This is a genomic window from Dorea formicigenerans (assembly GCF_025150245.1).
GTDB classification, from domain to species: Bacteria; Bacillota; Clostridia; order Lachnospirales; family Lachnospiraceae; genus Dorea; species Dorea formicigenerans.
The window spans coordinates 243,718-258,192 of the sequence record NZ_CP102279.1; the positions used below are offsets into that span (position 1 = coordinate 243,718).

Consider the following 14,475-nt stretch of genomic DNA (forward strand, 5'->3'; position numbering starts at 1 on the left):
GTTCTAAATAATGAATGAGGGTAAATGAAATTCGTGAGAGGCGATTTGAAAGTCTGGTTCGTAAATAAAAAATAGGATATTCAAGTTATAAAAGGGTTCGTAAATAAAAAATAGGATATTCAAGTTATAAAAGGATTCCTATATAATGGAAGAAAGCTAATGCATATTGGTGGGACTTGACTTGGCGTAATCTGAAAAAAATCCTTGCATTTTATTCTCTGGTATGGTATACTATCCTAGCGAATGGAAGTAGGTCTTTTTTTTATGCCTAAAAATTAGGTAGCCTCGCAAGCTACCAAGCAACAAATTAACAAAGAAATATAAAGCGAGGTGGAAGTTGTGCGTACAAGAATCACATTAGAATGTACAGAATGCAAGCAGCGTAACTACAACATGACTAAGGATAAGAAAACTCATCCTGAGCGCATGGAGACTAAGAAGTACTGTAAGTTCTGTAAGTCACACACATTGCACAAGGAGACAAAATAGTCGTAAAGGAGTGTGTACGTCATGAGTGAGAAATCTCAAAAGACTCAGAAGAAGAACTGGTTCAAAGGTCTTAACGCAGAGTTTAAGAAAATCATTTGGCCAGACAAGCAGACACTTGTAAAAGAGACGGCGGCAGTAGTTTCCGTATCCGTAGTGCTGGGAGCAATCATCGCATTAGTTGATTTCCTGGCTCAGCACGGAATTGACATTCTGGTCAATCTGGGCTAGACACTAACGAGCAGGAAAGGTGAGTTTATGTCAGAAGCAAAATGGTACGTAGTTCATACCTATTCCGGGTATGAGAACAAAGTAAAAGCCAACATTGATAAGTCGGTTGAGAACAGACATCTGGAGGATCAGATCCTTGAAGTCAGAGTTCCGTTGCAGGACGTTGTTGAACTTAAGAACGGAGTGCAGAAGGTATCTCAGAAGAAGATGTTTCCGGGATATGTATTGATTCATATGATTATGAATGATGATACCTGGTATGTTGTGCGTAACACAAGAGGTGTGACAGGATTTGTAGGTCCGGGATCTAAGCCGGTACCGCTTACAGATGCAGAGATGGCACCACTTGGAATTCAGCAGGACAACATCGTAGTAGACTTTGAAGTCGGTGACACCGTACAGGTTGTTGCCGGTGCGTGGGCAGATACAGTCGGAGTGATCCAGGCTATGAACGCGCAGAAGCAGAGTGTAACGATCAATGTTGAGCTGTTCGGTCGCGAAACACCGGTTGAAATTAGTTTCGCAGAAATTAAACGAGTGTAACGTAAATACGAAACGTGGGAGGGGCCGTATGGTTCCGCCATTACCACAAGGAGGTAATTGAAATGGCAAAAAAAGTAGAAGGTTATATTAAATTACAGATTCCTGCCGGCAAAGCAACTCCGGCACCACCGGTTGGACCAGCTCTTGGACAGCACGGTGTAAACATCGTTGAATTCACAAAGCAGTTCAACGCTAAGACAGCAGATCAGGGAGATATGATCATCCCTGTAGTTATCACAGTTTACAACGATAGAAGCTTTAGCTTCATCACAAAGACACCACCGGCAGCAGTTCTGATCAAGAAAGCATGCAACATCAAATCAGGATCTGGTGTTCCGAATAAGAATAAAGTTGCTACAATCACAAAAGCTCAGGTAGAGGAGATCGCTAAGACAAAGATGCCAGACCTGAACGCAGCAACTGTAGAGGCAGCTGCCAGCATGATCGCTGGAACATGCCGTTCTATGGGAGTAACTGTAGTAGACTAGTCCCTGGTTGTTCTTTAAGACGGGCGAGGCCAAGCGCGGTGTGCGCGCGGACGAACCTGACGAAAAGAATTTCCTTGATAATGATGAAACTGAAGTAAATGGATGTGGGAGGGTTATCCCGACATTACCACTAGGAGGTTATTTATAATGAAAAGAGGAAAGAAATACGTTGAGGCTGCAAAAGCTATCGACAGAGGAACACTCTATGATGTAGCAGACGCAGTAGCATTGGTTAAAAAAACTGCAGTAGCAAAATTTGATGAGACAATCGAGGCTCATATCAGAACAGGTTGTGACGGACGTCACGCTGACCAGCAGATTCGTGGAGCAGTTGTACTGCCACACGGAACAGGTAAAAAGGTTCGTATCCTTGTATTTGCTAAAGACGCTAAAGCTGAGGAAGCTAAAGCTGCTGGAGCAGATTTCGTAGGCGGAGACGAGCTCATTCCAAAGATCCAGAACGAGAACTGGTTCGAATTCGACGTAGTTGTAGCTACACCAGATATGATGGGTGTTGTTGGACGTCTCGGACGTGTACTTGGACCTAAAGGTCTCATGCCTAACCCGAAGGCTGGTACAGTAACAATGGACGTTACAAAAGCAATCCAGGATATCAAAGCTGGTAAGATTGAGTACAGACTCGACAAGACAAACATTATCCATGTACCAGTAGGTAAAGCTTCCTTTACCGAAGAGCAGCTTGCAGACAACTTCCAGACGCTGATCGATGCAATCAATAAAGCTAAACCGGCAGCATTAAAAGGACAGTACCTTAAGACTGTAACTCTTACATCTACAATGGGACCTGGTGTAAAGATCAACCCAATGAAGCTGGCATAAGCATTTCTGAATTCATACAGAAATATGGACTCCCCAGAAAGAGAAATCTTTCTGGGGAGTTTTTTTGGTGTGAAAAAATAACCAAAAAAATAGACACAAAAATAGAAGTAATGTCTGGAAAGGTATCGACAGATGAATTGTCAGAAGGTGCACTTGCAAACGGTGATGTTGCAAGAAATGATGGAAAAATTACATTGGAAGATGTAATGACGCTATTATATTATCTGAGTGGACGAATTACATCATTTGAATCGTAATATATGAGATAATGAATTTCGATAATATTTGATAAACTGAGAGAAAATGCGGGGCTGCCGGAGATAAAGATAGCTCTACATTTTGCTATACATTAAAAATAAAATACATTGAAAAAGAATATTGCACGTGATAAAATTTATCTAGGGAAACCAAAGCCAGGCGGCTACCCTTCTTTTGAGGAGGGATAAGACACCCTCCGGCCGAAAGAAAGGAGGGTCATTAAAAGTTAAAGATAAATTATAAAATCATATAAGTAGATATTGAGTTTTATAAGATATTAGACTAGAACATTATTGAAAGGAGTTGATACTTTGAGTAAATATTATTCTATACACGAATTTTCAAAAATTATAGGCGTATCTGCTCAGACATTACGAAATTGGGATGCAAATGGAAAACTTCATCCGCATCATACTACAGTAAGTGGCTATAGATATTATTCTGATGAGCAACTCAACCAGGTAATAAATGTAAAGCCTAAAAATCGCATTACAATTGGATATTGTCGCGTTTTCAGCCATAAACAAAAAGATGATTTGGAACGACAGATTGATAATGTTAAGACATATCTTTTGGCAAAAGGACAGCCGTTTGAGATAATAAGCGATATCGGTTCTGGGATTAATTATAAGAAAAAAGGACTTCAGGAATTGATTAGACGAATCTCTCAAAATCAAGTTGAAAAGGTTGTTGTTTTATATAAAGACAGGCTATTGCGATTTGGTTTTGAGTTGATAGAATATATCGCTTCACTTTATAATTGTGAGATTGAGATTATTGATAATACTGAAAAATCTGAGCAGCAGGAACTTGTTGAAGATCTGGTTCAAATAATCACAGTATTCAGCTGCAAATTACAAGGAAAACGAGCGAACAAAGCTAAGAAACTTATCCGGGAATTGATACAGGAGGAAACAGATGGTAAAAGCCATAAAAGTAATGCTGCTACCAAACAACGTACAGAAAACTAAGATGTTTCAGTACGCAGGTGCTTCAAGATTTGCTTATAACTGGGCTTTGGCCAGGGAAAAAGAAAATTATGAAAAAGGTGGCAAATTCATTTCAGATTCAGAACTCAGAAAAGAATTTACAAAGCTCAGGCATTCTGATGAATACGCATGGCTGCTGAATATTTCAAATAATGTAACCAAACAGGCAATCAAAGATGCCTGTACTGCGTATAAGAACTTTTTCAAGGGTTTGCAAAAATTCCCAAGATTCAAGTCTAAAAAGAGATTAATGCCGAAGTTCTATCAGGACAATGTTAAGATACAATTCAGTAATACCCACGTTAAGTTTGAAGGCTTTTCTTCCAGCAGGAAAGCAAATAAGCAGAAAATGAATTGGGTAAGACTTGCAGAACATGGACGTATTCCAACAGATGTTAAATATATGAATCCGAGAATATCCTTTGACGGATTGAACTGGTGGATCAGTGTATGTGTGGAATTTCCTGATTGCAAAAAAACACTTAATGATGATGGAGTTGGTATAGACTTAGGAATCAAAGATTTGGCTGTCTGCTCTGATGCTGTTGAATATAAGAACATTAATAAGAGTCAGAAAGTAAAGAAACTAGAAAAACAGAAACGCAGATTACAGCGTAGTATCTCTCGTTCTTACGAGAAAAATAAGGAAGGAGAAAGTTACTGCAAAACCAATAATGTAATCAAAAAGGAAAAACTTTTATTAAAACGAAATCACAGATTAACAAACATCCGTAAAAACTATTTGAATCAGACCATATCTGAAATCGTAAATCGAAAACCAAGATTTATCTGTATTGAAGATCTGAATGTCAGCGGAATGATGAAAAATAGACATTTATCCAAAGCAGTTCAGGAACAAGGATTTTTTTGGTTTAGAAAACAGCTTGAATACAAATGCAGTGATAAAGGGATCCAGCTTATTGTGGCTGATCGGTTTTATCCATCATCAAAGCTTTGCAGCTGTTGTGGAAATATCAAAAAAGATTTGAAATTATCTGACAGGGTTTATAGATGTGCGTGTGGGAATATAATTGACAGAGATTTCCAGGCATCAATAAATCTTAAGGGGTATGGAGAACGATTTGCAAGCTGACACTGAAACGTTAATGCAAATATGTACGGATACGTTAGTCCGGAATTTACGCCTATGGAGAGTACAAGAACTTGTGAGTAGATAGATATTTATATCATCAAAAGCATACTCGTTGAAGTAGGAATGAAACATAAAAGTTTATAACTTTTTATAAGTTTTCAGTAACGGCGATATAATGGTTACATATTCTGATTTGATTCAGTTTTATATATTCATTGTTGCCCTTGTTGGTCTTTGATATGAGATTTTCAAGGGTAAAAGAAAATAGCCGCCAACTACTACCAATAGTTGACGGCTGTTAAAATAACAGTTAATTATATTATTGGGTAGCCGCTTGCGGTTTCCCTTTTCATATTTTTAACATATCATATTTGAAAATATGGCGCAAGAGGAGATTGATAATCTGTGAATTGCGGGAAAAGGATATTTAATACGAAAAAAATAGTTGACAAACGCAAGAGTGTATGATAATCTATTCAAGGACTGCCGAAGACAGTAGGTGTGCGATGCACATAAGGACAGAATACAAGGACGCCTACCGAGGGATGATCGATACAAAATGTATGATTTGCAAACCTCTATTGTCTTAGGATATAGAGGTTTTATTTTATATCTATCGGCGGTGTATAACCCAAAATCTAATAAGGAGGTGCACCATTCGTGGCAAAAGTTGAATTAAAACAACCAGTAGTACAGGCTATTGCAGAGGACATCAAAGATGCAGCAAGTGTTGTATTAGTTGACTACCGTGGACTGACTGTTGCTGAGGACACAGCTCTTCGTAAACAGCTCAGAGAAGCAGGTGTAATCTACAAAGTTTGTAAGAACACAATGATGAAGAGAGCTTTTGAAGGAACTGATTTCGCTGCTTTAGATGAGCACTTGGAAGGACCAAGCGCTATCGCAATTTCTAAAGACGATGCAACAGCTCCGGCAAGAGTCATTTGCAATTTCGCAAAAGATGCTAAGGCTCTTGAGTTAAAAGCAGGTGTTGTAGAAGGCACTCTTTATGATGTGAACGCTCTTAACGAGTTAGCTAAGATTCCATCAAGAGACGTACTTATTTCCAAATTGCTTGGAAGCTTACAGTCACCTATCACAAATCTTGCTCGTGTACTTAATCAGATCGCAGAGCAGGGTGGAGCTGAGGCTTGTGAAGCAGCTCCGGCAGCAGAAGAAGCTGCAACAGAGGAGTAAGAGTAGATAATACTCGCCCCTGTCTGATCTCACAGAGACGGACATAAAACTATTTCATAATAAAAATGTTAAAAATGGAGGAAAATAAAATGGCAAAGTTAACAACAGCAGAATTTATCGATGCTATCAAAGAGTTATCTGTATTAGAGTTAAATGATCTTGTAAAAGCTTGTGAAGAAGAATTTGGCGTATCCGCAGCAGCAGGTGTTGTAGTAGCAGCAGCTGGAGCAGAGGGTGGAGCAGCAGAGGAGAAAGATGAGTTCGACGTAGAGCTTGTATCCGCTGGTGCAGCTAAAGTTAAAGTTATCAAAGCAGTTCGTGAGATCACAGGTCTTGGACTGAAAGAAGCTAAAGAGTTAGTAGACGGAGCTCCAAAGGTAGTTAAAGAGGGTGCTTCCAAAGCAGAGGCTGAGGACATCAAAGCTAAACTTGAGGCTGAGGGTGCAGAGGTTAACCTTAAATAATTTCAGACTTCAGAATTTTAAAGACCGTTCCAAAAGGGGCGGTCTTTTTTTGTGCAATTCAGGGAAATTTTTTTGCTTTTCTGGAGATTTATAAATACAAAGTCTAGCTACAATTCTGACTATATTAATTTATAAAAAATATCTAGACATGATATATCAACTATGGTACAATCTTTTCAAGCATTATATTTCCAAGATCTTGAAGGTTTGTACCATTTCTATTTTCAATATATTTTCTAGGAATTTTCAATGCTTGAATTACCACGATGAACAAGCAGAAGGGATTCTTAGAAAACTTAGAAACAGTCAGGAGGAGAGTCCTTTCGAACACAGAAGAAGGAGGATACTGAATGACAAAAAGTATGAAGGCAGTAAGGGACAGAAAAACGGATAACAGAAGAATCTCACAAAATATGGAAAAAGCCTTTAAGAAAATGGCACAAGTATTTGGGTATCCAAATCGCGAGTACAAAGACCGGGTGTTCCGAATGTTGCTGAAGGAACCCAAAGTAGCACTGGAAGTTTACAACGCTATGAATGGAACTTCGTACGACAATCCAGACGAACTGATTATAACAACGTTGGAAAATGCAGTTTATTTAGGTATGAAGAATGATGTGTCATTTATATTGGGAACACAGCTGGTTTTATATGAACATCAATCAACGCCGAATCCTAACATGCCATTACGGAATCTGGCATATGTGGCTTGCGTTTATATGGCGTATGTATTTGGGGATAATCTGTATGGACGGAAGTTGATTAAGATACCAGAACCAAGATTTGTAGTATTCTATAATGGAACAGACAAGATGCCGGAACAGAGTGTTTTGCGTTTATCAGATGCTTATGAAAGTAAATCTGAAGAATTGGATTTAGAACTGAGGATCCGATTCATAAATATAAATCCTGGATATAATGAGGAAATGGTAGAAAAAAGTCCGACATTATATCAATATGTGAAATTTGTGGATGCAGTTCGCAAATATCAGCAGCAAATACCATTCCCGGAAGCAGTGGAAAAAGCAATTGACGAATGTATCAAAAAAGGTATTCTTGCAGAGTTTTTAAGGAAGAATAGAGCAGAGGTGTTAAGAGTGAGCATATTTGAGTATGATGAAGAAAAACATATGAGGATGGAACGAGAAGAAAGTCGGGAAAATGGAATTGCGATTGGAATAGTTAAGACCGCTCAAAAGTATCATGCAGAGAAAGAACAGATTATCAATCAAATCAGTGATGAATTAAATGTGTCACATCAGGAAGCAGAAACAATATATTCTGAAGTAGAAGAGTATATAAAAACATCTCAAGAAGAAAAATAATAAAAAATATGCAAGTTGCATAAAAACACTTTGCTAAAATTGTGCAATACCGCTAAAATTACCAAATATAATTGACGGCGGTATTTTTTATTACTATAATATAGACAAATGAAACGGGTTTCAGAAATGCGTTTCACAAACAGAAGAGAAAAAGACATGAATAAATAAAAAGACAAGAAAAGGAGAGAAAGAGTTATGAAACTGGCAGTTGTAGGAAGTATTAACACAGACATGACTGTAACAGCAGAAAGAATTCCACTTAAAGGTGAGACATTGATGGGCGACAGTTTGAGTTATATCCCGGGTGGAAAAGGTGCGAATCAGGCAGTTGCGATGGCAAAGCTTGGTGCTGAAGTCGAGATGTTCGGCTGTGTTGGTAATGATGACAATGGACGCAGAATGGTGGATAATCTGAATCGTGTTGGCGTAAAGACAGAGCATATCCAGGTTCTGGAAGGCGTGCCGACAGGAATTGCGATGATTACAGTTGGTGAGAGTGACAATACAATTATTGTTGTTCCGGGAGCAAATGGGAAAGTTGACAAGGCTTATGTGGATGGAATCAAAGATGAACTGGTGAAATATGACATGGTAGTTCTTCAGCATGAGATTCCGCTTGAGACAGTTCATTATATCGCAGAGTTTTGTTACGAAAAAAATATTCCAGTCGTACTGAATCCGGCACCGGCAGCAGAAGTGCCGATGGATATCATCGACAAAGTTACATACGTGACACCAAATGAGCATGAAGCAGTGCTGATCTTTGGAGACGAGTTGAGTACAGAAAATCTTTTGAAGAAGTATCCGGAGAAGCTTGTGATTACACAGGGATCCCGAGGAGTGTCTACATGCCTGAAAAATGGAGAAGTGCTGACAGTACCTGCAAGAAAGGCAAATGTGGTGGATACGACAGGAGCAGGAGATACACTGAATGGGGCATTTTCTGTAAGAATTGCAGCAGGTGATGATATGAAGAGTGCTCTTACTTATGCGAATGTAGCAGCAAGCCTTTCCACGGAGAAATTCGGTGCACAGACAGGAATGCCGACAGCGGAAGAAGTTGAAAAGGAAATGAAGTAAATACAAAACTGATTACTTATGCAATCTCAGGATGTATGTCAGCACTGTCCAGGCTGATTCTGGAATTCAGGGCGTATTTGCGCACAATGATGAGATGGCACTTGGGGCTGTAGAGGCAATCGGAAGCAGAAAGATTGTCGTAGTCGGATTTGATGCGACAGATGATGCCTAGGCAGCAGTCAAAGCTGGAAAAATGGCAGTTACTGTAGCACAGAAACCGGACCTTATGGGTGCGACAGCAGTCGAGACTGCACAGAAGATTTTAAATGGAGAAACAGTAGACAAAGAGATCCCAGTCGAGGTAGAATTAATTACAAAGTAAGACTAAGGGGAACGGATCATTGACTAGCATAAGAGAAGTGGCAAAGCTTGCCGGAGTATCTCCGGCAACGGTGTCACGTGTGATGAATGGAACTGCAAATGTAAATGAAGAGAAGAAAAAACGCGTAGAGGCAGCGATTAAGGAGACAGGATTTCAACCAAATGAACTGGCGAGAGCTTTGTATAAGAAGTCATCGAAGATGATCGGGATGATCGTGCCGGATATTGAAAACCCGTTTTTTAGTGAGCTTGCGAAAGCGGTGGAAGATACGGCATATCAGAACGGATACCGGATTCTTCTTTGCAGTTCGGGTGGAGACGAAGAGAAGGAGGCTGTAAACATTCAGATGTTCAATCAGCTCCGGGCAGATGGAATCGTTGTGATGACGAACTGCGCAGAGACAGGAAAAGTGTTGGCGGACTGTCCGATACCGGTCGTCCTTGTTGACCGCAAGCTTGATGGATTTAAAGAAAATGCATTAATTGAGGCGGACAACTACAAAGGCGGTTGTCTGGCAGCAGAGCATCTGGTGAAATGTGGCAGCAAGAATATTGTCTGTATGAAAGAACCGACCGGGTATTCCAGCGGGCGCAGACGATACGAAGGTTATCTGGATGTGTGTAAAAAATACAATCTCAAAGAACAGAGTGTGGACTGTTGTTATAATTATGAGAGTGGACTTCGGGCAGCAGAAGAGATCATTAAGAAGTATCCGGAAGTTGACGGGGTAGTTGCGGGAAATGATATTGTAGCAATGTCTGTATATAAGGTGTTCACAAGACACGGAAAGAAAATACCGCAGGAAGTTCAGCTTGTAGGATTCGATGATGTCGGGTTCGGCGAATTATTTATCCCGGAGCTGACGACTATACATCAGCCGATTAAAGAGATGGGGCATCTGGCAGCAGAGATTATTCTCAAAGCTGTGAATGGGGAACCTTACGAGAAGAAAAATGTATTTGACGTGAAGCTTATCGAGCGGGAGACAACAAAAAAATAATAGAAATTTGAAATTTGCTTAAACTTTTATTTAAACTTTTAAACTGAGGGTTTGCATTTTGGGGGAAAATAGTGTACAATTGAAAATAATATGGAAAAATATGATTTTGCTCTTGACAATAAAAAGGGCTTTGTGCTATAGTAAAAAATGCGCTATTGTGGAAAGTTATGCCATGATATTGCACGAAAAACTGAGTCACAAAGCTCTTTTTCGTCGTTTTTGCGATAACAGGGCATTTTGCGGACCACAAAAAAAATAAGAGGAGAGTGAAACGTCAATATGGAAAAGAACAGAATTCGTCCCATGAAAAGCGGAAAAAGCTCACGAATGAGTTATTCCAGACAAAAAGAAGTTCTTCAGATGCCGAACTTGATTGAAGTGCAGAAGGATTCTTATGATTGGTTCCTTAAGTCAGGATTGAAGGAAGTATTTGAAGATATTTCCCCAATTACAGATTATAGCGGTAAATTAAGCCTGGAGCTTGTTGATTTCACACTGTGTGAAGATGATGTGAAATACAGCATTGATGAGTGCAGAGATCGTGATGCAACTTATGCAGCACCGCTGAAAGTCAGAGTAAGACTTCATAATAAAGAGACGGATGAGATTAACGAGCATGAGATCTTTATGGGAGATCTGCCGCTGATGACACGTACTGGTACATTTGTAATTAATGGTGCGGAGCGTGTAATCGTAAGTCAGCTGGTACGTTCCCCTGGTATTTATTATGCAATTGCACATGATAAGCTGGGTAAAAAGCTTTATTCCTCTACTGTCATTCCGAACCGTGGTGCATGGCTGGAGTATGAGACAGATTCCAATGACGTTTTTTATGTTAGAGTAGATAGAACAAGAAAGGTGCCGATCACAGTACTTATTCGTGCTCTTGGAATCGGTACAAATCCGGAGATCATTGAACTCTTTGGTGAAGAACCGAAGATTATGGCAAGTTTTGAGAAAGATGCTGCAACAAACTATCAGGAAGGACTTCTTGAATTATATAAGAAGATCCGTCCGGGTGAGCCGCTTGCCGTTGACAGTGCAGAAAGTCTGATCACAAGTATGTTCTTCGACCCAAGACGTTATGATCTGGCGAAAGTAGGACGTTATAAATTCAATAAAAAGCTTCTTCTCAAGAACCGTATTTCAGGACATGTTCTTGCGGAGGATGCAGTAAGCCCGATTACAGGCGAGGTGATCGCTGAGGCTGGAACAAAGGTGACAAGAGAAATTGCAGATCGGATCCAGAACGGAGCTGTTCCGTATGTATGGATTGACAGACCGGAAGAAGAGAGAAATGTCAAAGTTCTTTCTAATATGATGGTAGATCTGAAGGAAGTTGTTGACATTGATCCGGAAGAGGTCGGTGTAACAGAACTTGTTTACTATCCGGTACTTGCAAATCTCCTTGAGGAAACAGCAGGAGATATTGATGAGCTGAAAGCGGCTATCAAGAGAGATATCCATGATTTGATTCCGAAGCATATTACAAAAGAAGATATCATGGCTTCTATTAACTACAATATGCATCTGGAGTATGGTCTGGGTAATGATGACGATATCGACCACTTGGGTAACAGACGTATCCGTGCGGTAGGAGAACTTCTTCAGAACCAGTACAGAATCGGTCTGTCCAGAATGGAAAGAGTCGTAAGAGAGAGAATGACAACTCAGGATCTGGAAGGAATTTCCCCACAGTCCCTGATCAACATAAAGCCAGTGACTGCAGCGGTAAAAGAATTCTTCGGATCTTCTCAGCTGTCACAGTTCATGGATCAGAACAACCCGCTTGGTGAGCTGACTCACAAGAGACGTCTGTCTGCCTTAGGACCTGGTGGTCTTTCAAGAGACCGTGCCGGATTCGAGGTTCGAGATGTACATTATTCCCACTATGGAAGAATGTGTCCTATCGAGACGCCTGAGGGACCTAACATCGGTCTGATTAACTCACTGGCAAGTTATGCAAGAATTAACGAGTATGGATTTATTGAAGCTCCATATCGTAAGATTGACCACTCCGATCCGGAGAATCCGCGTGTAACAGACGAAGTTGTTTATATGACAGCGGATGAAGAGGATAACTATCATGTAGCACAGGCCAACGAGACACTGGATGAGGAAGGACATTTTGTTCATAAGAACGTATCCGGTCGTTACCGTGAAGAGACTCAGGCTTATGAGAGAAAAGCATTTGACTATATGGACGTATCTCCTAAGATGGTATTCTCTGTTGCTACAGCTTTGATTCCATTCCTTCAGAATGACGATGCTAACCGTGCGCTGATGGGATCCAACATGCAGCGTCAGGCAGTACCGCTTCTTATGACAGAGGCACCGGTAGTCGGAACAGGTATGGAAGAAAAAGCTGCTGTTGACTCAGGAGTATGTGTAGTCGCTGAGGAAGCAGGAGTTGTTGAGCGTTCAACATCAGCAGAAATCCAGATCCGCCAGGATGATGGAAAACTGAAAAAATATAAACTTACAAAATTCCTTCGAAGCAACCAGAGCAACTGCTACAATCAAAGAGCAATTGTATTCAAGGGTGACAGAGTGGAGAAAGGCGATGTGATCGCTGACGGTCCGTCTACATCTAATGGTGAGCTTGCATTAGGAAAGAACCCGCTGATCGGATTCATGACCTGGGAAGGTTACAACTACGAGGATGCGGTTCTCTTAAGTGAGAGACTTGTTCAGGATGATGTATATACATCTATCCATATTGAGGAATATGAGGCAGAAGCCCGTGACACCAAGCTTGGACCAGAGGAAATCACTCGTGATATCCCGGGTGTCGGTGATGATGCGCTTAAGAATCTGGATGACAGAGGAATTATCCGCGTCGGTGCTGAGGTCCGTGCCGGAGATATTCTTGTTGGTAAAGTTACTCCTAAGGGAGAGACAGAGCTGACAGCCGAGGAGAGACTGCTTCGTGCAATCTTCGGTGAGAAAGCACGTGAGGTCAGAGATACATCTCTGAAAGTACCTCATGGTGAGTACGGTATCGTAGTAGATGCCAAGGTATTTACAAGAAGCAACGGCGACGAGATGTCACCGGGAGTGAACCAGTCTGTTCGTATCTATATCGCTCAAAAGAGAAAAATCTCTGTTGGTGATAAGATGGCCGGACGTCATGGTAACAAGGGTGTCGTTTCCCGTGTACTTCCAGTAGAAGATATGCCGTTCCTGCCAAATGGCCGTCCGCTGGATATCGTGTTGAACCCGCTGGGTGTGCCTTCACGTATGAATATCGGACAGGTCCTTGAGATTCACCTGTCTCTGGCAGCAAAAGCACTTGGATTCAACATTTCTACACCTGTATTTGATGGTGCGAACGAGATAGATATTATGGATACTCTTGATCTGGCAAATGATTATGTCAACTTAAGCTGGGAAGAGTTTGAAAAGAAACATAAAGAAGAGCTGCTTCCGGAAGTTCTGGATTATCTGTATGAGAACAGAGATCACAGAAAACTCTGGAAAGGTGTTCCGATTTCACGAGATGGTAAAGTTCGTCTTCGTGACGGAAGAACAGGAGAGTATTTTGACAGCCCGGTAACAATCGGACACATGCATTATCTGAAACTGCATCACCTGGTTGATGATAAGATCCATGCACGTTCAACAGGTCCTTACTCACTGGTAACACAGCAGCCATTAGGTGGTAAAGCACAGTTTGGTGGACAGCGTTTTGGAGAGATGGAGGTATGGGCTCTTGAGGCTTATGGCGCATCTTACACATTGCAGGAGATCCTGACTGTGAAGTCTGACGATGTAATCGGTCGTGTGAAGACATACGAGGCGATCATCAAGGGCGAGAACATTCCGGAACCAGGTATTCCGGAGTCATTCAAAGTACTTCTGAAAGAGCTTCAGTCTCTCGGACTGGATGTTCGTGTACTTCGTGATGACAATACAGAGGTGGAGATTATGGAAACTTCCGATATGGGAGAGACCAGCTTCCGCTCACTGATCGAAGGAGATGGAAAATATCGTCGTGATGAGGAAGACTTCGGCAAACACGGTTATACAACTCAGGAGTTCCAGGGAGAGGAACTTGTAAATGAGGAACTGGAAGAGGACGAAGACGATTACGATTCAGATTATGGCGACGATAGTTTTGATGACTATGATGACATGTCAGATGATGAATAGAAAGGGG

16 protein-coding genes and 1 other annotated feature are annotated in these 14,475 nt (G+C 40.9%); all 16 genes read left to right on the plus strand.

Going from position 1 to position 14,475, the window contains the following annotated elements; genetic code table 11:
- Positions 1-339 precede the first annotated feature (339 nt).
- The 16 genes from rpmG to rpoB all read left to right on the plus strand — a co-directional run bounded on the left by rpmG (position 340) and on the right by rpoB (position 14,468).
- The gene (rpmG, locus tag NQ560_RS01315) at positions 340-489 is read left to right on the plus strand and encodes a 50S ribosomal protein L33 (RefSeq protein WP_005332089.1); all 150 of its coding nucleotides are present in this window, start codon (positions 340-342) and stop codon (positions 487-489) included.
- Between the two features lie 21 nt (positions 490-510).
- A complete protein-coding gene (gene secE, locus NQ560_RS01320) occupies positions 511-717 on the plus strand; it encodes a preprotein translocase subunit SecE (protein ID WP_005332090.1) in 207 nt (68 codons plus the stop codon).
- Between the two features lie 27 nt (positions 718-744).
- A complete protein-coding gene (gene nusG / locus NQ560_RS01325) occupies positions 745-1,260 on the plus strand; it encodes a transcription termination/antitermination protein NusG (RefSeq protein WP_005332091.1) in 516 nt (171 codons plus the stop codon).
- A gap of 62 nt (positions 1,261-1,322) precedes the next feature.
- On the plus strand, positions 1,323-1,748 hold the full coding sequence (gene rplK / locus NQ560_RS01330) for a 50S ribosomal protein L11 (RefSeq protein WP_005338556.1): 426 nt from the start codon (positions 1,323-1,325) through the stop codon (positions 1,746-1,748).
- 147 nt (positions 1,749-1,895) lie between these two features.
- The gene (rplA, locus tag NQ560_RS01335; RefSeq protein ID WP_040015388.1) at positions 1,896-2,588 is read left to right on the plus strand and encodes a 50S ribosomal protein L1; all 693 of its coding nucleotides are present in this window, start codon (positions 1,896-1,898) and stop codon (positions 2,586-2,588) included.
- Positions 2,589-2,698: 110 nt separating this feature from the next.
- Positions 2,699-2,845, plus strand: coding sequence for a hypothetical protein (locus tag NQ560_RS01340; protein WP_005332098.1), 147 nt, complete (start codon positions 2,699-2,701; stop codon positions 2,843-2,845).
- Between the two features lie 312 nt (positions 2,846-3,157).
- Positions 3,158-3,817, plus strand: a complete 660-nt coding sequence (locus NQ560_RS01345) for an IS607 family transposase (protein WP_040015389.1) — start codon at positions 3,158-3,160, stop codon at positions 3,815-3,817.
- Positions 3,765-4,928: an RNA-guided endonuclease InsQ/TnpB family protein gene (locus tag NQ560_RS01350; RefSeq protein ID WP_005332103.1), complete on the plus strand. Its 1,164-nt coding sequence runs from the start codon at positions 3,765-3,767 to the stop codon at positions 4,926-4,928. Before NQ560_RS01345 ends, NQ560_RS01350 begins: the two co-directional genes overlap by 53 nt.
- 468 nt (positions 4,929-5,396) lie before the next feature.
- Positions 5,397-5,543, plus strand: a sequence feature (ribosomal protein L10 leader region).
- Between the two features lie 45 nt (positions 5,544-5,588).
- Positions 5,589-6,125, plus strand: a complete 537-nt coding sequence (gene rplJ / locus NQ560_RS01355) for a 50S ribosomal protein L10 (protein WP_005332105.1) — start codon at positions 5,589-5,591, stop codon at positions 6,123-6,125.
- An 89-nt stretch (positions 6,126-6,214) separates the two neighbouring features.
- Positions 6,215-6,589 (plus strand): 50S ribosomal protein L7/L12, encoded by a 375-nt coding sequence (gene rplL, locus NQ560_RS01360; protein ID WP_005338550.1) that lies wholly within the window; start codon positions 6,215-6,217, stop codon positions 6,587-6,589.
- Positions 6,590-6,939: 350 nt separating this feature from the next.
- Positions 6,940-7,914: a hypothetical protein gene (locus tag NQ560_RS01365; protein WP_029732443.1), complete on the plus strand. Its 975-nt coding sequence runs from the start codon at positions 6,940-6,942 to the stop codon at positions 7,912-7,914.
- A 195-nt stretch (positions 7,915-8,109) separates the two neighbouring features.
- The gene (gene rbsK / locus NQ560_RS01370) at positions 8,110-8,994 is read left to right on the plus strand and encodes a ribokinase (RefSeq protein ID WP_005330347.1); all 885 of its coding nucleotides are present in this window, start codon (positions 8,110-8,112) and stop codon (positions 8,992-8,994) included.
- 31 nt (positions 8,995-9,025) lie between these two features.
- Positions 9,026-9,166 (plus strand): hypothetical protein, encoded by a 141-nt coding sequence (locus tag NQ560_RS15590; protein ID WP_005330350.1) that lies wholly within the window; start codon positions 9,026-9,028, stop codon positions 9,164-9,166.
- A 21-nt stretch (positions 9,167-9,187) separates the two neighbouring features.
- Complete coding sequence (locus NQ560_RS15595; RefSeq protein WP_005330351.1) at positions 9,188-9,316, plus strand: hypothetical protein; 129 nt, start codon at positions 9,188-9,190, stop codon at positions 9,314-9,316.
- A gap of 19 nt (positions 9,317-9,335) precedes the next feature.
- Positions 9,336-10,316: a LacI family DNA-binding transcriptional regulator gene (locus tag NQ560_RS01380; protein WP_040015220.1), complete on the plus strand. Its 981-nt coding sequence runs from the start codon at positions 9,336-9,338 to the stop codon at positions 10,314-10,316.
- A gap of 279 nt (positions 10,317-10,595) precedes the next feature.
- The gene (gene rpoB, locus NQ560_RS01385) at positions 10,596-14,468 is read left to right on the plus strand and encodes a DNA-directed RNA polymerase subunit beta (protein WP_005330354.1); all 3,873 of its coding nucleotides are present in this window, start codon (positions 10,596-10,598) and stop codon (positions 14,466-14,468) included.
- Positions 14,469-14,475: the final 7 nt, after the last annotated feature.